26 protein-coding genes are annotated in these 23,199 nt (G+C 66.6%); 23 read left to right on the plus strand and 3 right to left on the minus strand.

All coding sequences use genetic code 11. From position 1 onward, the window contains the following. Positions 1 to 205: 205 nt before the first annotated feature. The 23 genes from F3J44_RS02065 (at position 206) to F3J44_RS02175 (ending at position 20,211) form a co-directional block, all read left to right on the plus strand. Positions 206 to 736: a response regulator gene (locus tag F3J44_RS02065; RefSeq protein ID WP_167060780.1), complete on the plus strand. Its 531-nt coding sequence runs from the start codon at positions 206 to 208 to the stop codon at positions 734 to 736. Between the two features lie 60 nt (positions 737 to 796). After that, positions 797 to 2,512, plus strand: a complete 1,716-nt coding sequence (locus F3J44_RS02070) for a GspE/PulE family protein (protein WP_205299625.1) — start codon at positions 797 to 799, stop codon at positions 2,510 to 2,512. Further along, positions 2,493 to 3,287: a hypothetical protein gene (locus F3J44_RS02075; RefSeq protein WP_167270349.1), complete on the plus strand. Its 795-nt coding sequence runs from the start codon at positions 2,493 to 2,495 to the stop codon at positions 3,285 to 3,287. Before F3J44_RS02070 ends, F3J44_RS02075 begins: the two co-directional genes overlap by 20 nt. A gap of 1 nt (position 3,288) precedes the next feature. After that, on the plus strand, positions 3,289 to 3,831 hold the full coding sequence (locus tag F3J44_RS02080) for a PilN domain-containing protein (RefSeq protein WP_167060786.1): 543 nt from the start codon (positions 3,289 to 3,291) through the stop codon (positions 3,829 to 3,831). Continuing rightward, positions 3,818 to 4,381, plus strand: coding sequence for a type 4a pilus biogenesis protein PilO (gene pilO, locus F3J44_RS02085; RefSeq protein ID WP_167270351.1), 564 nt, complete (start codon positions 3,818 to 3,820; stop codon positions 4,379 to 4,381). Before F3J44_RS02080 ends, pilO begins: the two co-directional genes overlap by 14 nt. After that, a complete protein-coding gene (locus tag F3J44_RS02090) occupies positions 4,381 to 4,884 on the plus strand; it encodes a hypothetical protein (RefSeq protein WP_167270353.1) in 504 nt (167 codons plus the stop codon). The genes pilO and F3J44_RS02090 overlap by 1 nt, the downstream gene beginning before the upstream one ends. Continuing rightward, a complete protein-coding gene (locus F3J44_RS02095; RefSeq protein ID WP_167060795.1) occupies positions 4,881 to 6,755 on the plus strand; it encodes a secretin N-terminal domain-containing protein in 1,875 nt (624 codons plus the stop codon). Before F3J44_RS02090 ends, F3J44_RS02095 begins: the two co-directional genes overlap by 4 nt. Continuing rightward, on the plus strand, positions 6,752 to 7,225 hold the full coding sequence (locus F3J44_RS02100) for a type II secretion system protein (protein WP_167270355.1): 474 nt from the start codon (positions 6,752 to 6,754) through the stop codon (positions 7,223 to 7,225). Before F3J44_RS02095 ends, F3J44_RS02100 begins: the two co-directional genes overlap by 4 nt. 5 nt (positions 7,226 to 7,230) lie before the next feature. Beyond that, positions 7,231 to 7,605 (plus strand): type II secretion system protein, encoded by a 375-nt coding sequence (locus F3J44_RS02105; protein ID WP_167060800.1) that lies wholly within the window; start codon positions 7,231 to 7,233, stop codon positions 7,603 to 7,605. Next, positions 7,592 to 8,107, plus strand: a complete 516-nt coding sequence (locus tag F3J44_RS02110) for a type II secretion system GspH family protein (protein ID WP_205299626.1) — start codon at positions 7,592 to 7,594, stop codon at positions 8,105 to 8,107. Before F3J44_RS02105 ends, F3J44_RS02110 begins: the two co-directional genes overlap by 14 nt. Continuing rightward, complete coding sequence (csgE, locus tag F3J44_RS02115; RefSeq protein ID WP_167270359.1) at positions 8,104 to 8,499, plus strand: curli production assembly/transport protein CsgE; 396 nt, start codon at positions 8,104 to 8,106, stop codon at positions 8,497 to 8,499. Before F3J44_RS02110 ends, csgE begins: the two co-directional genes overlap by 4 nt. Continuing rightward, entirely contained in the window at positions 8,496 to 8,909 is a 414-nt protein-coding gene (locus F3J44_RS02120; protein ID WP_167270362.1) for a curli assembly protein CsgF, read from the plus strand. The genes csgE and F3J44_RS02120 overlap by 4 nt, the downstream gene beginning before the upstream one ends. A 34-nt stretch (positions 8,910 to 8,943) precedes the next feature. Beyond that, positions 8,944 to 9,786 (plus strand): CsgG/HfaB family protein, encoded by an 843-nt coding sequence (locus F3J44_RS02125; RefSeq protein ID WP_167060809.1) that lies wholly within the window; start codon positions 8,944 to 8,946, stop codon positions 9,784 to 9,786. Positions 9,787 to 10,133: 347 nt separating this feature from the next. Further along, positions 10,134 to 10,739, plus strand: a complete 606-nt coding sequence (locus F3J44_RS02130) for a transposase (protein ID WP_205299627.1) — start codon at positions 10,134 to 10,136, stop codon at positions 10,737 to 10,739. A gap of 44 nt (positions 10,740 to 10,783) precedes the next feature. After that, positions 10,784 to 12,367, plus strand: coding sequence for a ShlB/FhaC/HecB family hemolysin secretion/activation protein (locus F3J44_RS02135; RefSeq protein ID WP_205299628.1), 1,584 nt, complete (start codon positions 10,784 to 10,786; stop codon positions 12,365 to 12,367). 39 nt (positions 12,368 to 12,406) lie between these two features. Next, positions 12,407 to 14,209, plus strand: a complete 1,803-nt coding sequence (locus tag F3J44_RS02140) for a DUF2341 domain-containing protein (protein WP_167060816.1) — start codon at positions 12,407 to 12,409, stop codon at positions 14,207 to 14,209. Between the two features lie 10 nt (positions 14,210 to 14,219). Then, positions 14,220 to 14,645, plus strand: coding sequence for a biopolymer transporter ExbD (locus F3J44_RS02145; RefSeq protein ID WP_028692168.1), 426 nt, complete (start codon positions 14,220 to 14,222; stop codon positions 14,643 to 14,645). Between the two features lie 8 nt (positions 14,646 to 14,653). Then, positions 14,654 to 15,325: a TonB C-terminal domain-containing protein gene (locus F3J44_RS02150; protein WP_167270366.1), complete on the plus strand. Its 672-nt coding sequence runs from the start codon at positions 14,654 to 14,656 to the stop codon at positions 15,323 to 15,325. 37 nt (positions 15,326 to 15,362) lie between these two features. Beyond that, a complete protein-coding gene (locus tag F3J44_RS02155) occupies positions 15,363 to 17,063 on the plus strand; it encodes a putative porin (protein WP_167270368.1) in 1,701 nt (566 codons plus the stop codon). A gap of 54 nt (positions 17,064 to 17,117) precedes the next feature. Continuing rightward, positions 17,118 to 17,765, plus strand: coding sequence for a DNA repair protein (locus F3J44_RS02160; RefSeq protein WP_167270370.1), 648 nt, complete (start codon positions 17,118 to 17,120; stop codon positions 17,763 to 17,765). 25 nt (positions 17,766 to 17,790) lie between these two features. Next, positions 17,791 to 18,258: a YbjN domain-containing protein gene (locus F3J44_RS02165; protein WP_167060826.1), complete on the plus strand. Its 468-nt coding sequence runs from the start codon at positions 17,791 to 17,793 to the stop codon at positions 18,256 to 18,258. Beyond that, a complete protein-coding gene (locus F3J44_RS29740) occupies positions 18,255 to 19,199 on the plus strand; it encodes a peptidylprolyl isomerase (protein WP_167270372.1) in 945 nt (314 codons plus the stop codon). The genes F3J44_RS02165 and F3J44_RS29740 overlap by 4 nt, the downstream gene beginning before the upstream one ends. A gap of 55 nt (positions 19,200 to 19,254) precedes the next feature. Continuing rightward, positions 19,255 to 20,211 carry a LysR family transcriptional regulator gene (locus F3J44_RS02175; RefSeq protein WP_167060831.1) on the plus strand — a complete coding sequence of 319 codons (957 nt, stop codon included), beginning with the start codon at positions 19,255 to 19,257 and terminating at the stop codon, positions 20,209 to 20,211. Positions 20,212 to 20,261: 50 nt separating this feature from the next. Here the strand turns inward: F3J44_RS02175 and alkB are convergent, their stop codons facing one another. The 3 genes from alkB to F3J44_RS02190 form a co-directional block, all read right to left on the minus strand. Beyond that, complete coding sequence (alkB, locus tag F3J44_RS02180; protein WP_167270374.1) at positions 20,262 to 20,918, minus strand: DNA oxidative demethylase AlkB; 657 nt, start codon at positions 20,916 to 20,918, stop codon at positions 20,262 to 20,264. 339 nt (positions 20,919 to 21,257) lie between these two features. Next, positions 21,258 to 22,703, minus strand: coding sequence for a curlin (locus F3J44_RS02185; RefSeq protein WP_167270376.1), 1,446 nt, complete (start codon positions 22,701 to 22,703; stop codon positions 21,258 to 21,260). Between the two features lie 16 nt (positions 22,704 to 22,719). Next, complete coding sequence (locus F3J44_RS02190) at positions 22,720 to 23,190, minus strand: curlin (RefSeq protein ID WP_167270378.1); 471 nt, start codon at positions 23,188 to 23,190, stop codon at positions 22,720 to 22,722. Between the last annotated feature and the right edge of the window lie 9 nt (positions 23,191 to 23,199).

Here is a 23,199-nt window from a genome sequence, read left to right on the forward strand (position 1 = left end):
CGGTTTGGCAATGTGCCATCACTTTCCCCGGATGTGGGGAAAGCCGCTGGCGCCTGCGCCCAGCGCAGTGGGGCAACCCAGCCAGATCAACGACTTACCGTGGTGCGACACGATTTTTTCACGCCTGGCACGAAGCCTGCTCAAGCCTTATCGAGGCCGCACTTCGCAGACCGGGAAACCGGGCAGTTCTTGGGAGTGGACCTTGGTGAACAGAGTATTGGTAGTCGATGACGAACAGACCCTTGCGCAGAACCTGCAAGCGTTCCTGCAGGTGCAAGGCCTGGATGTTCAAGTCGCCCACGACGGTGCCAGTGGTATCGAGCAGGCCTTGAGCCTGGCACCGCAAGTGATCGTGCTGGATTACCGCTTGCCCGACATGGAGGGGTTTCAGGTTCTGGAAACCGTGCGCAAGAACAGGCAGTGCCATTTCGTGCTGATCACCGCCCACCCGACCGCCGAGGTTCGTGAGCGGGCCGCCGACCTTGGCGTGACCCATGTCCTGTTCAAGCCGTTCCCGATGGTGGAACTGGCGCGCGTGGTCTTCGACCTGATGGGCATCGAGCGCCGGCACAGGGCCAATGAAGATCCAGCCGAAGGTTTCGTCGAACGACGCCAGAACAGGAACCAATCGTTCCCCCTGCAGTTGTACGACGGAAGCTGGGTGTTGGCCGACCGCCGCCGCAATGGCGCCAAGCCCCCCGAACCTGACGACGAACAACTGCTCACCGGGGAATAGCGGCGCCCGCTGCCCTGGCCCGACCAGCCTGCGACGCGCCCCTGAGCGGAGTCGCAGGCCATGTCCGATGTATTCGATGTAGGAGCGTATTTATCCGCGATGGGGCCTGCACAGGCCTCCCGGCAGCTTGCCTACCCCCGTGAACTCCTGGCCCAGGCCCGCCAGCAAGCCGGTGATGAACGCCTGCTCGACTGCCTGCAGCGCCTGGCCGGCGACACCCCGGCCAGCTTCACCCAGCGCCTGGCCACCACCCTGCATTACCCGGTAATGGCCAGCCAGGCCCTGCTGGCCAGCACCCCACGCTTCGACAAGGTCAGCCTGGCCCTGTGCCTGAAGCGTGAGTTCGCCCTTGTCGAACAGGACGGCGCGCTGCTCGGCGTGTTCGCCGACCCCTTCGACCCAGCCCGCCTGGCCTGGATCGACGATGTGCTGCAAGGCGCGCCGCTGTACCTGGCCCACGCCGCAGACCTGGCCACCTTTCTGGCCCGCCACGAAGAAAGCTTCCATGCCGTCGATGCCCTCGAACACGACGCCGAGGCCAGCAGCGAGCACGACCCGCTGCAGCGCCTGTCGCTGGCCAGCATCAGCGAAGACCAGAGCAAGGTGGTCAAGCTGGTCAACTCGACCCTGTACGACGCCCTCAAGCAGCACGCCAGCGACATCCACCTGGGCATGACCGGCCAAGGGCTGACCATCAAGTACCGCATCGACGGCGTGCTCAATGGCGCCGGCAAGGCCAGCGGCAGCGCCTTCGCCGACCAGGTGATCTCGCGCATCAAGGTCATGGCCGAACTGGACATCGGCGAAAAGCGCGTGCCCCAGGACGGCCGCTTCAAGGTTGCCGTCGGTGACCGCCAGATCGATTTTCGGGTGTCGATCATGCCCAGCATCTTCGGTGAAGACGCCGTGCTGCGGGTGCTCGACAAGCAAGACCTTTCCGACCGCGTCAGCGGCGTGCAGCTGCAGGCCCTGGGCTTCGCCGAACACACTCTGCAGGCCCTGCGCCGCCTGGCCGCCGAGCCCTACGGCATGATCCTGGTCACCGGCCCCACCGGCAGCGGCAAGACCACCACCCTGTACGCGATGCTCAGCGAGATCAACCACGGCGTGGACAAGATCATCACCATCGAAGACCCGGTCGAGTACCAGCTGCCCGGCGTGCTGCAGATTCCGGTGAACGAGAAGAAGGGCCTGACCTTCGCCCGTGGCCTGCGTTCGATCCTGCGCCACGACCCGGACAAGATCCTGGTCGGTGAGATCCGCGACCCCGACACCGCGCAAATCGCCGTGCAATCGGCCCTGACCGGCCACCTGGTGTTCACCACCATCCACGCCAACAACGTGTTCGACGTGATCGGCCGCTTCAGCCAGATGCAAGTCGACCCCTACAGCTTCGTTTCCGCGCTCAACGCCGTGCTGGCCCAGCGCCTGATCCGCCTGGCCTGCCCGCATTGCTGCACGCCTGGTGAGGCCGACGACGCCACCCTGGCCGCCTCGGGCCTGACCCGCGAAGCGGTGGCCGGCTGGCACTTCGTGCGTGCCCAGGGCTGCGGCCAGTGCCGTGGCAGTGGCTACCGCGGCCGCAGTGCGATTGCCGAGCTGCTGCACCTGGACGACGACCTGCGGCAGATGATCGTCGAACGCCGCCCCCTGTCGCAGATCAAGCAGCTGGCTTGCCAGCGTGGCCTGCGCCTGCTGCGCGCTTCGGCCCTGGACCTGGTCCGTGAGGGCCGCACCACCCTTGAGGAGATCAACCGTGTCACATTTATCGCTTGATCGCGGCGTTAGCCAATACAGTGCGGTGCTTGGCGCCGAGGGTGTCGGCCTTGGGGGCGGGCACGCCAACCAGCAGCAGTGGCTGGGCAGCCGCGCGTTCGCCTGCGACGCGGCGCAACCGGCCTGGGAAGCGGCCCTGCAGGCGTTGCACGCCTTGCTGGCCGAGCATGCGCTGAAGGGTGCCCAGCTGCGTGTGCTGCTGTCGGCGCGCTACAGCCGCTTCTGCCTGGTGCCGTGGAGTGATGCCATCAGCCACCCCCGTGAGCTGGATGCCTACGCCCGGGCCTGCTTCGAAAACCTCTACGGCCAGCCGCTGGACGACTGGCGCATCGTCCTCTCGCCCGAGCCTGCCGGCGCCGCGCGGATTGCCACGGCGCTGCCCGAGGCCCTGCTACAAGGCCTGCAGGCCCTGGGCCGGGAAAGTCGCCTGAGCCTGCACTCGGTGCAACCCTACCTGATGGCCGCCTACAACCGCTGCTCGGCGCAGCTGGGGCAGGGCGACTTCCTCTTCGTGTTGGCCGAACCGCGCCGCAGTGTGTTGCTGCTGGCCGCCGGCGGCGCCTGGCAACAGGTGCTGGCACAGGGCTGCGCCGACACCGACCAGGCCCTGCAGGCGCTGATCGAGCGCACCTGCGAGCTGTACGGCGAGCACGCCCCGCCGGTGTACCTGCATGCCCCAGGCCGTGGCGACGTGCCGCAACTGGCGGCGGTGCAGCTGTGCCAGCCGGCCGGCGACAGCGACCCGCTGTGCGCCATGTGGCGGGCGGTGGCCTGACATGCGCCGCCTGAACCTTGAATTTCAGCCCCGTCGCCGCCAGCCGCTGGCGTGGTCGCTGCTGGCCCTGGCCAGCGTCGCCGTCGCCGCGCTGGTGCTGGTTCAACAACACCTGCAGGCCGAACAGGTAGGCCTGGAAGCACAGCTGCACCAGCTGGAACTGCAACTGGGCCGCCGCCCGGCCACCGTGGCCCCGCAGAACAGCGCCGCCAGCCGCGAGCAGGCCGAGCGCCTGGCGCAGATGCGCAGCGTGTCGCAGCAGCTGCAACGGCCCTGGCAACAGCTGTTCGCCATGCTCGAAGCGCAGCCCCAGGAAGACGTGGCGTTGCTGACCCTGACCCCGGATGCACGCAAGGGCCAGGTGCGCATCAGCGCCGAGGCCCGCAGCCTGGAGGCGATGCTGCAGTACCACCAGCGCCTGGAGCGCAGCGCCGAGCTCAGCGATGTGTCGCTGCTCAACCACGAAGTGGTGGCCGGGCAGCCTGAGCACCCGGTGCGCTTCACCCTCACCGCCACCTGGGAGACCGGCCATGCGCGCCCCTGATGCTTTCAACCGCCTGATCCTGCAAGAGCACCTGCGCCGCATCGGCCCGGTGGGCCTGGGCGCCGCCGCCGTTGCCGTGCTGGCGTTGGGCGTCGCCCTGGGCGGTGTGCTGCCCCAGTGGCAGGCGCTGCGCGAACTGCAGGCCAGCGAAGCCGATGCCAGCGTGCAGGTGCAGCGGGTCAAGCGTGGCGAGCTGAAGATTCCGGTCAAGCCTGAACAACAGGCGCTGGACAGCCTGCGCGAACAACTGCCCGGCCAGCCCGAGGCGAGCGACCTGATCGAGCGCCTGTACCAGTTGGCCAGCGCCCAGCGCATCAGCCTGGCCCGCGGTGAGTACGCCCTGGGCATCGACCCCAAGACCCAGCTGGCGCGTTACCAGATCGTCTTGCCGGTGCGTGGCAGCTACCCGCAGATCCGCGGTTTCCTCAACGGCCTGATCGGGCAGTTGCCGACCCTGGTGCTCGAAGACCTCGAACTGCAGCGCAAACGCATTGCCGACACCGAACTCAATGGCCGGGTGCGGCTGACCCTTTACCTGTCGAGGTCGTGATGAACACTCAACGTGCCGTGATGTGGGCCGGGTTTCTTGGGGTTAGCGCCGCACTGGCGTGGGCGCCGGGGCATTGGTTCGAACAGCAGCAGGACAGTGCTGGCGCCATCGCAGGCAAGCCTGCTCCTACAGCGCCCACCCACCCTGTAGGAGCAGGCTTGCCTGCGATAAGGCCCGAACAAGCCTCCCGCGACCTGTTCCCCGCCCAGCAATGGACCAAGCCACAAGCCCTGGCCACGGTCACCGAACAACCGGTGGCCGCCGCCACTGTGGCACCGGCCGCGCCCACCGCCCCGGCGCTGCCGTTCGCATTCATCGGCCGCCTGGGTGATCGCGACGACCTGCAGGTGTTCCTGCAAAGCGGTGAAAAGCTCTACGTCGTGCGCCAGGGCGATGTGATCGACGACACCTACCGCCTCGACAGAGTCTCGGCCAACGAGCTGGACCTGGTTTACCTGCCTTTGCATCAGTCACAGACCTTGTCTGTAGGGAGTGCACCATGAACGCTTCGAAGAAGTGCAGGCCAGCGCCGTTCCTGTTGCTGGCGCTGTGTGTGGCGATTGCCGGCTGTGGCACCAGCGCCGTGCGCAAGGACAGCGACCAGCTCATCAAGGAAGGCCAGTACGAGGCCGGCATCGCCCGCCTGGAAGAGGCCCTGGCCGACAACCCTCGCGACACCGAGCTGAACATCGCCCTGGCCCATGGCCGGCAGGCGGCGGTGGAAGCGCTGATCGGCCATGCCGACGCCGACCGCATTCGCCACGACTTCGCCGGTGCACGCATGGGTTATGGCCGGGTGCTGACCATCGAGCCGAACAACCGCCGCGCCCAGGAAGGCATTCGCCAGCTGGAACTGATTCGCACCCTCGACGAGCGCGTGGCCCTGGGCCAGGCGGCGCTGCGCCAGGGCGACTTGTTCGGCGCCGAGCGCTACATGCGCGAAGTGCTGCGCCTGGACCCGCAGAACCAGAAAGGCGTCGCCTTGCGCACCGACATCGAGAACGTGCAGGCACGCACCGCGCAGCCGTACCCGCAACTGCGCAGCAAGCTGGAGCGCCCGGTGACCCTGGAATTTCGCGATGCAGCGCTGAAAACCATCTTCGAAGTGCTGTCGCAGGTGGCCGGGGTGAACTTCATCTTCGACCGCGACCTGCGCCCGGACACCAAGGCCACCATCTTCGTGCGCGACGTGCGTATCGAGGATGCCATCGCCCTGCTGCTGGAGCAGAACCAGTTGCGCCAGAAGACCGTCAACGACAACACCCTGATGATCTACCCCGATTCGCCGCAAAAGACCAAGGACTACCAGGAACTGGTCATGCGCACCTTCTACCTCACCAGCATCGATGCCAACACCGCGCTGAACATGGTCAAGACCATGCTCAAGACCCGCGATGTGTTCGTTGACGAACGCCTCAACACCCTGACCATGCGCGACACCCCCGACGCCGTGCGCATGGCCGAGAAGCTGCTGCAGTCCCAGGACCAGTCCAACCCGGAAGTGGTGCTGGAAGTTGAGGTGATGGAGGTGGCCACCTCGCGCATCCTCGACCTTGGCCTGCAATGGCCCAGCACCTTCGGCGTGCTGAGCAACGATGGCAGCCCGGTCAGCGTGCTCGACCAACTGCGCGGCATCAACGCCAGCCGCATCAGCATCGCTCCGGCGCCCCAGGCCAAGATCAACGCCCAGGACAAGGACATCAACACCCTGGCAAGCCCGGTGATTCGCGTCAGCAACCGCGAACAGGCGCGCATCCACATTGGCCAGCGGGTGCCGATCATCAGCGCCACCTCGGTGCCCTCGACCCAGGGGCCGGTGATCACCGAAAGCGTGACCTACCTGGATGTCGGCTTGAAGCTTGAAGTGCAGCCCACCGTGCACCTGAACAACGAGGTGGCGATCAAGATCGCGCTGGAGGTGAGCAACGCAACGCCGCTGGAAGCCACCCGCCAGGGCACCATCCCGGTTCAGGTCGACACCCGCAACGCACAAACCAGCCTGCGCCTGCACGACGGCGAAACCCAGGTGCTGGCAGGCCTGGTGCGCAACGACCACAACGCCAGCGGCAACAAGGTGCCCGGCCTTGGCGACATCCCAGGCTTGGGCCGGCTGTTCGGCAGCAACAAGGACGACATGAGCAAAAGCGAGCTGGTGCTGGCGATTACCCCGCGCATCGTGCGCAACCTGCCGTACCAAAGCCCGTCGGACATGGAGTTCGGCACCGGCACCGAGTCCAGCATGCAAGTGCGCCAGGCCACGCCGCTGCCGGCCCGCGAGGTGCCCGGCAACCTGCCCAGCGACGACCGCGAGCGTGCCCCGGTGGTCGACAGCCAGATGGCCAGCGTGCCGGTCACCGTGAGCCCACGGCCATGAAACGCCGCCAGCAGGGTTTCAGCCTCATCGAGGTGGTGCTGACCCTGGCCCTGCTCGGGCTGCTCGCCACCATGGCCGCACCTTTGACCGAAACCGTGGTGCGCCGGGGCAAGGAGCAACAGCTGCGCGAGGCGCTGTACCAGATCCGCGATGCCATCGATGCCTACAAGCGTGCCTTCGACGCCGGCTACATCGAGAAGCGCCTGGACGCCAGCGGCTACCCACCGAACCTGCAGGTGCTGGTTGACGGCGTGCGCGACGTGCGCAGCGCCAAGGGCGCGAAGTTCTACTTCCTGCGGCGCATTCCCCACGACCCGCTGCTGACGGCCAAGGGCGAGGACGGCGGTGGCTGGGGCCTGCGCAGCTATGACAGCAGCCCCGACAACCCGCGCGAAGGCGAGGACGTGTTCGATGTGTATTCCAAGGCCCGTGGCAAAGGCCTCAACGACATCCCCTACGGGCAATGGTGACGGCCATGAAACGCAGCAAAGGCTTCACCCTGATCGAACTGCTGGTGGTGCTGGCGATCATCGCCACGCTGATGACCATTGCCATGCCGCGCTACTTCAACAGCCTGGAAACCTCCCGCGAGGCGACCTTACGCCAGAGCCTGGCGGTGCTGCGCGAGGCGTTGGACCACTACTACGGCGACACCGGCCACTACCCCGATTCGCTCGACCAGCTGGTGGAGCAGCGCTACCTGCGCAATGCCCCGGTCGACCCGATCACCGAGCGCAGCGATGCCTGGCAGCTGGTGCCACCGCCGGAAGGCGTGGCCGGCGGCGTGGCCGATATCAAGAGCGGTGCCACTGGGAGGGCGCGTGATGGCAGCCTCTATGCAGAGTGGTAAGGCCAACGCCGGCTTCACCTACCTGGGCGTGCTGCTGCTGATTGCGGTCAGCAGCGTGGCCCTGGCGGCCACCGGAACGGTGTGGTCCAGCGTTGCCCAGCGCGAGCACGAGCGCCAGTTGCTGTGGGTGGGCGGCCAGTACGCCCAGGCCCTGCGCAGCTACTACCGGGCATCCCCAGGCCTTGCCCAGTACCCGCAAGACCTGGCCGACCTGCTGGACGACAACCGCTTCCCGCAAGCCAGGCACCACATTCGCAGGCTGTACCCAGACCCGATCACCAACAGTGACGAATGGGGCCTGCTGCGCTCGATCGATGGCCGCATCACCGGCGTGCACAGCCGCTCGCAGGCCGCGCCGTTCAAGCGCCACGGCTTCGACCCGCAGTTCTCCGGCTTCGAGGGCCTGGAACACTACAGCGACTGGCAGTTCGTCGCCGAGCAGGCCTTCAACGAAAGCGCAGGCGGCGCCCGCACCCATGCCGGCCCAGGGAGCACGCCATGAAACGCCTGTGCCTGCTCGGCCTGCTGCTGGCCGCCTGGTTGCCGCTGGCGGCCATGGCCGACGCCGAAGACGAGATGAAGGGCTTTATCGTCGACAACACCATCTCGCACATCGGCCACGACTTTTACTACTACTTCGCCGACCGCCTGCGCGCCACCAGCCGCCTGGATTTCAACCTGGTGGTGCGCGAGCGCCCGGATGCCCGCTGGGGCAGCCTGGTGACCGTGGAGTTCGACCGCGACGTGCTGTACCGCCGCTTCCTGCCGCCCAACGTCACCCAACTCAAAGAAGAGGCCGTTGCGGCCGCCGACCTGGTCAAGCAAGAGGTGATACAGCGCAAGCTGCAACGCCTGCTGCAGGACACCACTGATCTGGAGAGGGATGAGCTATGAGAACCTGCCTACCCCATTGCCTGGCCGCCTGCCTGCTGGCGGGCGCCTTTACCGCCCAGGCCACCGAGCTGGTCTACACCCCGGTCAACCCATCATTCGGCGGCAACCCGCTCAACGGCACCTGGCTGCTGAACAACGCCCAGGCGCAGAACGACTACGACGACCCCGACCTCAAGGACCGTACCTCGGCCTTCAGCGGCACCTCGGCCCTGGAGCGGTTCAGTAACCAGCTGGAGTCGCGGATGTTGTCGCAGCTGCTGGACAACATCAGCAATGGCCAGACCGGGAGCATGGCCACCGATACGTTCCTGATCGATGTGATCGACGATTCCGGCGCGCTGAGCATCAAGGTGACCGACCGCGCCTCGGGCGAGATCTCGGTTATCCAGGTCAATGGCCTGAACCCCTGAGAGGGACTGGTCGCTTCGTTGGGGAGAGAACACCATGAAACGTCTGCTGAGCGCTTTGCTGATTTTCGCCACCCTGCAGGGCTGCGGCCTGCGCGAGCCGATGCCGGCCGAGCAGGACTCGGAAACCCCGACCCTGACCCCGCGCGCCTCGACCTACTACGACCTGATCAACATGCCGCGCCCCAAAGGCCGGCTGATGGCCGTGGTGTATGGCTTCCGTGACCAGACCGGGCAATACAAGCCGACCCCGGCCAGTTCGTTCTCCACCAGCGTCACCCAGGGCGCGGCGAGCATGCTGATGGATGCCTTGAGTGCCAGTGGCTGGTTCGTGGTGCTCGAACGCGAAGGCCTGCAGAACCTGTTGACCGAACGCAAGATCATCCGCGCTTCGCAGAAAAAGCCCGACGTGGCCGAGAACATCGCCGCCGAGCTGCCGCCGCTACAGGCTGCCAACCTGATGCTTGAAGGGGGCATCATCGCCTACGACACCAACGTGCGCAGCGGCGGCGAGGGTGCACGCTACCTCGGCATCGACATCTCCCGCGAATACCGGGTGGACCAGGTGACGGTGAACCTGCGTGCGGTGGATGTGCGCACCGGGCAGGTGCTGGCCAACGTGATGACCAGCAAGACCATCTACTCGGTAGGGCGCAGCGCCGGGGTGTTCAAGTTCATCGAGTTCAAGAAGCTGCTGGAGGCGGAGGTGGGGTACACCACCAACGAGCCGGCGCAGCTGTGCGTGCTGTCGGCGATCGAGGCGGCGGTGGGGCACCTGCTGGCCCAAGGGATCGAGCGGCGGTTGTGGCAGGTGGCCGGGGATGCGGGGGAGGGCAAGGCCGTGGTGGACAAGCTCCTTAGCCAGAGCCAGCCGCAGTGATGGTTTCTGGTGCCTGGGTTGAGGGATGTGGCGCCTGTGAGATCGAGCGCCGCCCGCGCGGCGCATCTTCCACAGGACTCACTGGCCCGAAACAAACGTAGGAGCGACCGTAGGTCGCGATGCGCCGCGCGGGCGGCGCTCGATCTCATAGGCGCTGAGAATGCCAAGGCGAACACCTGCACGCCCCAACTCCATTCCTCGCTCCCGAATCCCCCTGATGAACCTTTCATGACAAAAGTTCGGTAGCCATTAGCCACCCCCGTCAATGCCATGAACACGGACGCAGCACCCGGGCAACCACCGGGGGCCGCCGTAGGAACAGGCGGGGGAATGGGGCGATGGGAACGATGGAACGCTACACGAAAGTCGGCATGCAGGAGCTCGACCAGCGCCTGTCGAAAATCGTCGAGGCCGCGCGCAAGCAGCCGGTTTCGGTGTACCGCTACGGTGCACCCTGGGTCTGGATCGTGTCCCAGGACGACTGGCAGGGCGCCTTGCACGAAGTGGCCAGCTGCGTGCCACCTGGGCACTCGCTGGCGGTGCTTCGCCCGCGTATCGAAGCCTTGCTCGACGCCGAGGGCGCCATGCTCGCACAGCTTGCCGACGAGCAAGGCATGAGCATCGCCCCCCACACCCTGATGCACGTGCTGCTGCTGCAGATCCTCTACTCGGTGCCCAGCGAAAAGCAGCTGTACGAGCAGCTCAACTACAACCTGCTGTTTCGCTGGTTCACGGGCCTTGAGCTGAAGTCGCGGGTGTGGAACTTCAGCCTGTTCAGCCACGACCTGGGGGTGCTGCTGGGCAGTGCCATGGCCGTGGCGCTGCTGCAGCGCATGGTCGACGAAGTGCTTGGCAGCAGTGTGCAGGCGATGCCCGAGTTCAGCCTCAACCTGGCCCTGCTCAACAGCTGGGTAGCCCGGCACAACGCAGTCGGCGCAGCCGAAAACCACTAGCAATCAGACGAATTCCTGGCTCTTAAGGGGGCGGTGTGGAGCACTTGTTCTTCAAACGATGCGGCGTGGGCGCAGGGGTACTGTTGTGCCTGCTGGCCGGCCAGGCGGCTGCCCAGGCAGCGGAGCCTGCGCCCGAGCGCCGGGTGGAAATCAGCGAGTACGTGGTGCGCGGCAACACCGTGCTCGACGCCCAGGCCATCGAGGAGGCGGTGTACCCGTTCCTTGGCCCCGACAAGACCCTGGCCGACCTTGAAGGTGCCCGCGAGGCCCTGCAGAAACGCTACCAGGACCAAGGCTACCAGTCGGTGTTCGTCGAGCTGCCCGAGCAGAAGGTCGAGGGCGGGGTGGTGTACCTGCAGGTGACCGAAACCAAGGTTGGCCGGGTGCGGGTAGTAGGCGCCAAGCATTATTCGCCGGTCGAGATCCGCGAGCAGGTGCCGGCGCTGGAGGAGGGCAAGGTGCCCGATTTCGCCCAGGTGCAAGACGAGTTGGCCACCCTCAACCGCACGCCCAACCGCCAGGTGATGCCCCTGGTGCGCGAAGGCCAGCGCCCGGGAACCATGGACGTCGACCTGCAGGTCGAGGACAAGCAGCCCTGGCAACTGAGCCTGGGCCTGAATAACGACCACAGCGCCGATACCGAAAAACTGCGTTCGGTGGTGAGCCTTGGCTACAACAACCTCTGGCAGGCTGGCCACAGCGCCTCGCTGACCTGGTTCACCGCGCCCCAGGACCGCAACAACGCCGAGGTCTGGTCCGGCTCCTACGCCGCCCCGCTGAACGAGCACTGGACCGTGCAGTTCTCCGGTTACCACTCCGACAGCAACGTCGCCACCGTCGGCGGCACCAACGTGCTGGGCAAGGGCCATTCCTATGGGGTGTCGGCCATCTACAACCTGCCGGGTGTCGGCGCCTGGGCCCACGCCTTGTCGCTGGGCATCGACTTCAAGGACTTCGACGAGCAGGTTCAGCTCGGCGACAGCAACGACACCGTGCCGCTCAAGTACGCACCGATCAGCCTCGGCTACAGCGGCTACCGCTTCACCGAACAGGACCAGCTGAGCCTGGGCCTGAACCTGGTCGCCGGCACCCGCAAGTTGTTCGGCTATGGCAGCGACGACGCCGACTTCGACTACAAGCGCTACCGCGCCGACCCCAGCTTCCTGGTGCTCAAGGGCGACGCCAGCTACACCTTCGACTTCGCCGGCAGTTGGCAGAGCGCCTCGAAGCTTGCGTTCCAGCTGGCTTCGGGCCCGCTGGTGTCCAACGAACAGTTCGCCGCAGGCGGCGCCACCTCGGTGCGCGGCTACCTGGCCGCCGAGCGCACCGGCGATGACGGCGTGCTGTTCTCCCAGGAACTGCGCACGCCGTCCCTGGGCCGCTATGTCGGCAACTACATCAACGACTGGCGGTTCTACCTGTTCGCCGAGGGCGCGCAACTGCGCCTGCAGGACGCCCTGCCCGAACAGGACGACAGCTACAGCCTGGCCAGTGTCGGCATCGGCACCCGCGCCACGCTCACCGACTGGCTGTCCGGTAGCGTCGACTGGGCGCTGCCGCTCAAGGATGGCCCCAACACCGACAAGAACGACTCGCGTGTGCACTTCAGCGTGCAGGCGACCTTTTAAGCCCCACCTGGCCCACCGGCCCCGACCTGGAGACTTTCCATGCAACGCCTTATCTTGACCCTGCTGCTGTGCCTGGGCTTCGCCCTGCCCGGCAGTGCCAGTGCCTGGTGGCAGGACGACTGGATGTACCGCAAGCAGATCGCCGTGGACACCACCCCGCAAGGCGCCAGCCTCACCCAGGCGCTGGGCCGCACCGCCTTGCTGGTGCGCCTGCACACCGGTAACTTCACCTTTGACGGGGTGAATGAAACTGGCGCCGACATCCGCTTCGTCAGCGCCGACGACAAGACCGTGCTCAACCACCATATCGAGCAGTTCGACCCGCTGATGGGCATGGCGCTGATCTGGGTCGACGTGCCGCGCATCGAGGCGGGCCAGCGCCAGGACCTGTGGATGTACTACGGCAACCCCAAGGCCCAGGCACCTGCCGGCCAGCCGAGCTTCGATGCCGACTACACCGCGCTGTACCATTTCGATGGCGCCGCCCCGCGTGACGCCAGCCCCTACGCTAACCAATTGCAAGGCCCGGCAGTGGGCGTCGACGGCGTGATTGGCCGTGGCATCCAGCTCGGCGGCCAGCCGCTGCAGCTGCCGGCCAGTGCTTCGCTGCAATGGCCAGCAGGCGGTGCGTTCACCTTCAGCACCTGGCTGCGCCAGGACCAGGCCGTGGGCGAGCAGTTGCTGCTGGCCCGCCGCGAAGCCGGCCAGAGCCTGCTGCTGGGCCTGGCCCAGGGTGTGCCGTTCATCGAAGTCGACGGCCAGCGCTCGGCCGCCAACCAGGCCGTGGTCGGCGGGCAGTGGCAGCACCTGGCCCTGGTGGGCGAGGGTGGCAACCTGACGCTGCTGCTGGAAGGCCAACCGGTGGCCCGCCTGGCCGCCAGCCTGCCGGCCTTCACGGGCGCCCTGGGCATCGCCGGCGACCTGCCGGTGGCCGAAGGCCAGGCGCCAAGCCAGTACGTGCCATTCGTGGGTGCCCTGGACGAGCTGCGCCTCTCCCGCGTGGCGCGCAGCCAGGCCAGCTTGCAGGCCGACGTGCTGGCCCAGGGCGCCGAGTCGCGCCTAGTGGCCTACGGCGTGGACGAGGAGCAGTCCGGCTTTGGTTTCGGCAGCCTCGGCTTCCTGCTCAAGGCAGTGCCGGTCGACGCCTGGGTGATCATCGCGGTGCTGGTGCTGATGATGGTGCAGTCGTGGGTCATCATGCTGCGCAAGCAACGCACCCTCAACCGCGTCACCGCTGCCAACGCCGAATTCCGCGAGCATTTCGCCACGGTGGGGACGCGCCTTGAACAGTTCGCCGACGACCGCGGGCTGCACGATGCGCTGGGCAACTCGCCGCTGTGGCGCCTGTACCTGGTGGCCGTGCAGGAAATTCGCACCCGCCGTGCCCAGGGTGCCGACACCAGCGCTGTGTCCGCGGCCACCATCGAAGCCATCCGCTGCTCCATGGACGGTGTGCGCACCCGCGAGAACCAGGCGCTGTCGTCGAAGCTTTCGACCCTGTCCAACGCCATCGCCGGTGGCCCGTACATCGGCCTGCTCGGCACCGTGCTCGGGATCATGGTGGTGTTCCTCGGCACCGCCATGGCCGGCGACGTCAACATCAACGCCATTGCCCCGGGCATGGCCGCCGCCTTGCTGGCCACGGCCATGGGCCTGTTCGTGGCGATTCCGGCACTGTTTGGCTACAACCGCCTGACCACCCGCAATCGCGAAGTCAGCGCCGACATGCGGGTGTTCGTCGACGAGTTCATCACCCGCCTGGCCGAGCTGCATGGTGAAGGCCAGGCCGGTGAAGCGGCGCGCCCGGCCGGGCGTACCGTCAACCCGTCGGTTCCGGCGTAAGGAGTGGGCCATGGCTTCCGTCAACAACGCCCATGACGACGACACCGACGCGGCGGTCGACAGCATCAATATCACGCCGCTGGTGGATGTGCTGATGGTGGTGCTGGTGATGTTCATCCTCACCGCCACCGCCCAGGTTTCCGGCATCCAGGTGCAGCTGCCCAAGGCCAGCGCCACGGTGTCGCTGGCCCAGCCCAAGACCAAGGCGATTTCGATCAACGACGCAGGCCAGGTATTTCTCGACGCCTACCCGGTGACCTTGCAGGAGCTTGAAGACCGCCTGCGCAGCGAGAAGGCGCGTAACCCGGACTTCCCGCTGATCGTGCGCGGTGACGCCGGTGTGCAGTACCAGAAGGTGGTCGAGGTGCTCGACCTGTTGCGCCGCCTTGAACTGGCCCAGGTCGGGCTGGTTACCGGCAAGCCGAACCAGGGGTGAGGGCCGCCATGCAACGCACAGCCAACACCCGCCGCCTGGTCACCTGGGCCGTGCTCGCCGTCGTTGGCGCGGGCCTGGCCTGGCTGCTCTGGCAGTGGGCCAACGACATGAGCGGCGTGCGCCGCGAGGCGCCGAAGATCCCCGCGATCATCCCGCTGCCGCCACCGCCGCCGCCGCCACCCCCGGAGCCGCCCAAGGAGCCCGAACCACCGGTCGAGCAGAAGATCGCCGAGCCGGAACCGGTGCCGGAGGCCGAGGAGGTCAAGCCCGCCGAGGACGCCCCGGACCCGGCCCAGGACCTGGCCAACCCGATGCAGATGGACGGTGATGCGCAAGCCGGTGGCGACGCCTTCAACGTCGGCTCCGGCAAGGGCAGCGGCATGGGTGGCGGCGGCGGTGGCCTGGGTAATGGCACCTACAGCCAGTACCTGGCCTACGCCTTCCAGCGCCTGCTGCGCGACAACCCGGAACTGCGCAACCTGGCGTTCAACCTGCAAGCCGAGATCTGGCTCAGCGCGGCGGGGGAAATCACCCGCGTGGAGCTGCTGCGGCCCAGTGGCGACCCCGAGGTAGACGGCCAGGTGCTGGCCGCGCTGCGCGCCGCCCCCGCACTCGACCAGCGCCCACCGGCCAGCCTGACCCTGCCGGTGAAAGTCGCCCTGCAAGGGCGCCGGCCATGAACAACGACGCACGACTGACCCACAGGAGTTGCAACCCATGAAGTGCCCAGTGAACCGATTGACCCTGGCGATAGGCCTGCTGGCCGCCGCCACCGCGGTCGGTCCGACTGTCGCCAGCGCTGCCCCGTCGGACAACGCGACCGTCAACCTGATCCGCCTGCTGGTGGAGCAGGGCGTGCTCAAGCAGGACAAGGCCGATGCGCTGATCGCCCAGGCCGAGCGCGAGGCCCGTGAAGTACGCGCCGCCAACAGCGCCGCGCCCATCGTCGCCCAGGCGCCGGCGGCTAACGGCGAGGTGCGCGTGCAGTACGTACCCGCCGTGGTTCGCCAGCAGATTCGCGACGAAATCAAGGCCGAGGTGATGAACACGGCCAAGCAGGAAAACTGGGCCGCGCCCAATACCTTCCCCGACTGGGCCTCGCGCATCAGCTTCGACGGCGACCTGCGCCTGCGCGGCGAGTCGCGCTACTACGCTGACAACAACAGCGACAGGATCACCGACTTTGCCAAGCTCAACGAAAAGGGGCCGTTCGACGTCAACCCCGACAGCAGTTCGGACCTGCCGCCGCTGCTCAACACCCGCGAGGACCGCACCAGCATCCTGCGCCTGCGCGCCCGCTTCGGCCTCAAGGCGCAGCTGGCCGAAGACTGGGTGGCTGGCATTCGCGTGGCCACCGGTTCCAACGACAACCCGGTGTCGACCACCCAGAACCTCGGCGGCGGCTTCGGCAAGAAAGACATCTGGCTCGACCAGGGGTACGTCAGCTGGACGCCCAGCGAGCGCCTGACCCTGACCGGCGGGCGGATCGCCAACCCGTTCATGTCCACCGACATCCTGTATTCCCACGACCTCAACTTCGACGGCCTGGCGGCGCTCTTCGACCAGCCGGTGAACCGCGCGGTCAGCGTGTTCGGGACCGTTGGCGCGTTCCCGGTGCAGTACAGCGACGATACCGCCACCAGCAACGGCTTCGACAAGGAAGGCAGCGAGAACAAGTGGCTGTATGGCGCCCAGGTGGGGGCCAAGTGGGCGATCAACGACCATCACCGGATCAAGGGCGCGGCGGCCTATTACCGCTTCGACGACATCGCCGGCGAGCGCTCCAGCACCTGTTCGCCATGGGATGGCGAGCCTGCCTGCGACACCGACGAAACCCGCCCGACCTTCATGCAGAAGGGCAACACCCTGTTCCAGCTGCGCAACAACACGCAAAACCCGGCCCTGGGCGACAACACCCCCGACCCGCAGTTCGTCGGCATCGCCTCGGAGTTCGAACTGCTGGACCTGAACCTGGTGTGGGACGCGGACCTGCCGGCCGACTTCAAGCTGCGCACCCAGGCCAACTACATCCACAACCTGGCCTACGACGAAGGCGACATGCGCAAGCGCTCGGCCGGCAAGTTTGTGAACAACGTCGACGAGAGCGGCAACCTCAAAAGTGGCGGCGACGCCTGGATGCTGCAGTTCACCCTGGGCAACGCCCTGGAAATGCGCAAGGCCGGCGACTGGAACCTGTTTGCCGGCTACAAGCGCATCGAGCCCGACGCCGTGCCTGATGGCTTCAACGATTCCAGCTTCCACCTCGGCGGCACCAACGCCAAGGGCTACATCCTCGGTGCCAACTACGGCCTGGCCGACAACGTCTACGCCACCGCGCGCTGGCTGAGCAGCGAGGCAGTGTACGGCGCGCCGTTCGACATCGACGTTCTCCAACTTGAAGTCAACACCCGGTTCTGACCATGACAACGGCCACTGTCACCCGATGAACCATTGCCAGAAGGGAGCATGCAGATGAACAAGCAAGCCTACCGCCGCTGTTGCACCTGGCTGCTGCTGGCCCTGGGCAGCAGCCTGGCGGCCTCGGCTTCGGCCGACACCCTGGAGGAGCGCCTGCGCGCCCAGTTGCGCAGCACCACCCAGCAACTGCAGGCGTTGCAGAGCGAACAGGCCCAGGCCAGCGCCGCCCGCCAGGCCGCCGAGCAGCAGCGTGACGCCGCCCAGGTGCAGGTCAAGCAGCTCACTGCTGAACTGGCCAAGGCCCGCGGCCAAAGCGAGCAACTGGCCGGCCAGCAGCAGGCCGTGCACAGCCAGGCCCAAGCCCTGGTGGCCAGCAGCAACGAGCAACTGGCCAAGTACAAGCAGGCCTACGACGAGCTGCTGGGCATGGCCCGGGCCAAGGAAAGCGAGCGCGCCACCCTGCAGGCCAACCTGGCCGAGCGCGACACCCAGGTGCAGCAATGCCAGGCGCGCAACCAGCAAATGTACGGCACGGCCAAGGAGCTGCTGGCCGCCTACGAGAAAATCGACATCGCCGATGTGGTGCAGATGCGCCAGCCGTTTGCCGGCGGCGCCCGGGTCAAGTTCGAGGAAATGGCCCAGGCCTACGGCGACAAACTCTACGAAAGCCAGTTCGACGCGCCCACCCAAGCCCGTCAGTGAACGTTTTTTACAAGGAAGGCAAGACATGAGCGACATGAACCTGATCGAAACCGTGAGCGCCGATTCCCTGACCACGCTGCTGCAGGACGCCGGTTGCCGGGTCAACCGCAGCGAACAGAACGCCGTGGTGCAACTGCTCAGCGCCAGCCAAGGCGTCGGCTATGCCGTGCGCTTCGGCAACCTGGCCGCAGGCACTGATAACGAATTCCTCGATTTCACCTTCAGCTGTGCGCTGCGCATCCAGGGCGAATTGCCTGAAGGCTTGGCCGAGCGCTGGAACGCCAGCCGCCGCTTCGCCCGGTTGTCGGTGCAGGGTGAATTCCTGGTGATGGAAATGGACGTGGTGGTGGCGGACGGCGTCAGCCACAAGCACCTGCTCGGCAGCCTGATGCTGTGGGACCGCCTGCTGCAGGAATTCATCGTCTACCTGCGCGACTACAGCCGTAACCTGGCGGCGCAGCAGGCCCAGGTAACTGCGGAAAGCGCCTCGTGACAGTGCGGCGCCTGTGGGCCGGCGCGGGTGCGCTGGCGCTGCTCGCAGTGGCAGTCGCCCTGGCCTTGCGCCCGGGCGAGGAGCCGGTGGCGGCGGTGCACCCGGCGCCATCCGCACTGGCCAGTGGGCAGGCGTTGGCACGCCTGGGTGACCAGCAGGTGGGCAGTGACGAACTCAAGGCGTTGCTCGCGCAACTGCCCGAGCAGGCCCGGGCCAACCTGCGCAGCGACCGCCAGGCACTAGAGGCGTGGATCCGCTCGCGCCTGGCCGAGAAGGCGCTGTTCCAGCAGGCCGAGGCCCAGGGCTGGTTGCAGCGGGCCGACATTCAGGGGCAGGTACGGGCGGCCACCGAACAGATCGTCCTGCGTGACTACCTGGCATCGGTCAGCAAGGTGCCGGATACCTACCCCAGCGACGCTGACCTGCAGCAGGCCTACGAGGCCGGCAAGGCTGCGTTGCAGGTGCCGGCGCGCTACCGCCTGAGCCAGATCTTCCTGCGCGTGGCCACCCCGGCCGACGACCTGGCCGTGCGCAAGCAGGCCGAGGCCCTGGCCAAACAGGCCCAGGCCGCCAACGCCGACTTCGCCGCCTTGGCCCGCGCCAACTCGCAGGATGCGGGCAGCGCGGCGCAGGGCGGTGATAGCGGCCTGCAACCGCTGGCCCAGTTGCTGCCGCAGGTGCGCGGCGTGGTGCCCAAGCTCAAGGTCGGTAGCGTCAGCGACCCGGTGCAGAGCGAAGCCGGCTACCACATCATCAAACTGCTGGAGCAGCAACCGGCCCGCGCGGCTACCCTCGAAGAGGTCGCCCCGCGCCTGCGCCAGGTGTTGCGTGCCCAGCGCCAGGAACAGGTGGCCAAGGCCTACGTCGAGGGCATGTTCGACACCGCGACCTTGAGCATCGATGGTGCGGCGTTGAACCAGGTGCTCGACAACAACCGCTGACAACTCAATAACAAGGACGACCGGGCCCGCCAGCCGGGCCCGTGGGAGGCGAGGGATGCCGATCGATCTTCAACGGGGCCAGCGCGCCCTGGATACCAGCTTGCCGGTCATCCGGTCCCAGGTACCGCTGGCGCTGGATGAACAGGCCCTGGAGTGCTTCGTGGTGACCGCCCGCTGTGGCTGCTTCATGCAGGCGGCGCGGCGGCTCAACCTCAAGACCGTGGCCCTGCGCAAGCGCCTGGCCGCGCTGGAGGCGAGGCTTGGCTACAGCCTGTTCGTCAATGTGCACAACAACCCGGTACTCAGCCAGCAGGGCCGGCGTTTGCTGTTGGTCCTGCAGGCGCGTGAAACCGGCGCCACCAGCGCGCAGCCGCGTGACGAAGCCCTGCCGGTACGCCTGGCAGTGGCGGCGCCACTGCTGCACGACCTGCTCGGGCGCAACCTGATCAACTTCGTTCGCCAGCACGCCGGCATGCGCCTGCAGGTGGCGAACCTGGAGGCGGGCGGGGAGGCTGACGTGACGTTGTGGTTGGGTGACCTGGCCACGCCCACCCGCCTGCACGCACCCGGTCAAGGCCAACCCCAAGCGCTGGGGACCTTGGATTATGTGGCGCATATCGCCAAGCGCTACGTGCGCGAAGCCAACCGGCCAACCTCCCTGGCCGACTTGCAGGACTACATGCTGGTGCATTGGCAGGGGGATGCGCAGGTGGCGGCGCTGGCGCCCTGGCATGCCGTGGTGCAGGCGCGCCAGGGCGGCGTGACGCTGATCGAGGACTACCCGATGTACAACCAGCTGATCAAGTGCAGCGCCTGCGTAGGGCTGTTGCCGCATTATGCCTCGCACCTGGACCGTGGCTTGCTGGCCTTGCCCGAGGTATTTCGCAAGCCGATGCGGCGACGGGTGTGGCTGGCGGTCAATGGCAAAGCCCAGGATGACCCGCTGGTGCAGGTGCTGGTGGGCGCGATCCGCGCGGCGTTCGATGAACGCCGGGAATGGTTCGAGGGTTGATCAGGCTCCACGGTACCTTGTAGGAGCGAGCGCAGCTCGCGATGCGCCGCCTAGCGGCGCGCTCCCCCAGCCCTGCGCAAGGTCAGGTTGATCCGCCGCTCCCCCATCCGCGGGTGTACCCCGGGCTTTACCGGCAATACCCCATGAAAGCGCAACCGGTCCTCACCCCCCCACACCAGCACATCCCCATGGCTCAAGGGTATCCGCTGGGTTCGGTCCGCACGCTGCAGGCCGCCAAACAGAAACACCGCCGGCAACCCCAGCGAAACCGAGACGATCGGCTGGGCGAAATCCTGTTCATCGCGGTCCTGGTGCAGGCTCAGGCGTGTGCCGGGCAGGTAATGGTTGACCAGGCAGGCATCGGGCACGAAGCCTTCGAACCCGGCCGCTGCCGCTGCGCGGGCGGCAAGGTCGAGCAGCACCTGTGGCAGTGCCGGCCAAGGCTTGCCGCTGAGCGGGTCGGTGGGGCTATAGCGATAACCTTTGGCATCACTCACCCAGCCCAGCGAACCACAGTTGGTCAAGGCCACCGCCATGTGCTGCCCGCCCGGTGTCTGCATGTGCCGAAACGGCGCGGCGCGCAGCACCGGGCGCAGGGCGTCGAGCAGCGGCTCGATGCCGGCCAGGGCGAAGCCGGGCAGCAGCACGGTGTGGCTGGCCAGGCGTTGTGGCTGCGGGCCGAACAGGTCGAGGTCGGACTGGATCATCGGGCGGTGGCGTGGGGTGGGTAGGCGGCCATTATAGCGCTGTCGGCATTGCTGGCACCCGTACAGTGATTCCCTCGCGAACGCTGATTCCCTCGCGCACGCTGCACCTGTAGGAGCGAGCGCAGCTCGCGATGGGCTGCAAAGCAGCCCGGCTTTATGAGCCGCGAAGCTGGAGCCCTGGGACCGCTGCGCGCTCCATCGCGAGCTACGCTCGCTCCTACCGGGGCGGGGGGCAGCAGCAGGCCAGGGCTACGATAGGTGCATCGCGTTGCATTCCCGGCAGAAAAAAAGGAACCGCGACGCCAGGGAGCGGAGGCGCCGCGGTTCAAGGGGGAGCCGTCAATGTTGGGTAGCGGTGGCCATGTTGCCGTTGCCCATCTGGCTAATGGTGGCGCTCTGGTTGGCGCCGCTCTGGTTGACGAAGGCCTGGTTGGCCGTACCGCCCTGGGTCACGTAGGCGACGTTGGCGCTGTCAGCCTGCTTGATCGTGGCGCTGTTGCCACTGCCATACAGCTGGTTCACATAGCTCTGGTTGGCATAGCCGGACTGGTCCAGGGTGATGGTGTTGCCGCTGCCGTTGGTCGAGCCATAGGCATAGTTGTCGGTGCCGCGCTGGTCGGCGACGAGGATGTTGTCGCTGCCGTTCTGCTCGAAATACAGCTCGTTGTTGTTGTCGGCCTGCTTGGTCTGCATCGAGTTGCCGCTGCCTTTCTGGTTCAGCGTGGCCACTTGGTAGGCGCCGTTCTGGGTCAGGTTGACACTGTTGGCCGTGCCGTTCTGATTGATCTTGGCGGTTTGGTTGTGGCCGAACTGCCCGCCCAGTTTCTCGCCCTTCCAGTTGCTGGCCAGCACCTTGTTGCCGGTACCCTTGGTGGTGACGGTCAGGCTCTGGTTGTCGCCTGTCTGGTAGGTGAAGCTCTGGTTGCTGGTGCCGTTCTGGTTGATCGTGGTCGTGGCGTTGTGCGTCTCGAACTGGTCCGACCAGCTGGCGTTGGACTTGCCCTGCTGGAACAGGTTGGCGACGTTGCCCTGGCCGAAGCTCTGGTCGATGTAGCCTTCGTTGAGCTGGCCGGTTTGGTTGACGGTGGCGTGGCTGCCAGCCTGGGTATCCTGCCAAACTTCCACCGAGTGGCCGGTGCCGTACTGGTCGATGGCGAGGGTGCCGCCACTGCCGTCGCGCTGGTCACCGTAGGCGAAGTTCTGCTTGCCCTGCTGGTAGATCTGGATGTAGCCGTCGTTGTGCAGCAGGTGCTCGGTGGCGGCGTAGTTGTCCTGGCCGTCCTGGTTGACCGTGCTGCGGTTGTTGCTGCCGCCGAACAACTGCTCGACGTAGGCCTCGTTGCGCTGCCCGCTCTGCTGGGTGGTGGCCTGGCTGGCGGTTTGGGTGTCCTGCCAGATGGTCGACTTGTTCTCGCTGCCATTTTGGTACTGGCTGGCCTGGTTGTTATCGCCCACCGACTGGCTGGCGAAGGCGTCGTTGTAGCTGCCCGCCGCCTGCTGGTTGATGTGGCTGGCGTTCTCGAACAGCTGCTCGGCGTAGCCTGCGTTGTACGAGCCGGTGGCGCTCTGGTTGATGTAGCTGGTGCTGGTGTCCTGCACCGCCAGGTGGTTATGGCCCTTGCCGGTCTGGGTTTGCGTGGCGGCGGCGAACGGGGCGACGGTTTGCTGCACCTCGGCAACGTTCTGGTTGCCGCTCTGCGACTGGTTCGAGGTGCTGTCGTCGGCCATGGCCTGGCCGGCCAGGGCCAGGACGATAGCGGCGCTTAGGGGAGCGAGCTTGAACATGGTGGTGCCTCCAGGTCTATCGGTATTGGGTGATCTGAACATGCTGGCCATTGCCGGCTTGGGTCACTGAACTGCTCAGGCCTGAGCCGGCCTGCTCGATACTGGCGCTGTTGCTGTTGCCGATCTGCTCGATGCTGGCACTGTTGCTGCTGCCGCTTTGGCGGATCGATGCGCTGTTGCCATTTCCCTGCTGGCGGATGCTGGCCATCAGGTCACTTCCCTCTTGAAGGATGTACGCCTCCTGCGCGCCCCCGGCCTGGACGATGCGGCCCAGCAGGGCCTGGCCGTTCTGGTCAAGGGCGGCGCGGTTGCCCGACCCTTGCTGTTCGATCACCGCCACCTGGCCGCTAGCTGCGGGCAGCAGGCGGATGATCGGCGGTTCGCCCAGGTCGCTGCCGGCGGCGAGGTCGGCGTTGTCCATCAGGTCGTCGGCCTGTGCCAGGCCGGTGAGGGCCAGGCACAGCAGCAGGGGGTACAGGCGTTTCATGGCGTTCTC

This window comes from Pantoea sp. Tr-811 (assembly GCF_011752535.1).
GTDB lineage: Bacteria > Pseudomonadota > Gammaproteobacteria > Pseudomonadales > Pseudomonadaceae > Aquipseudomonas.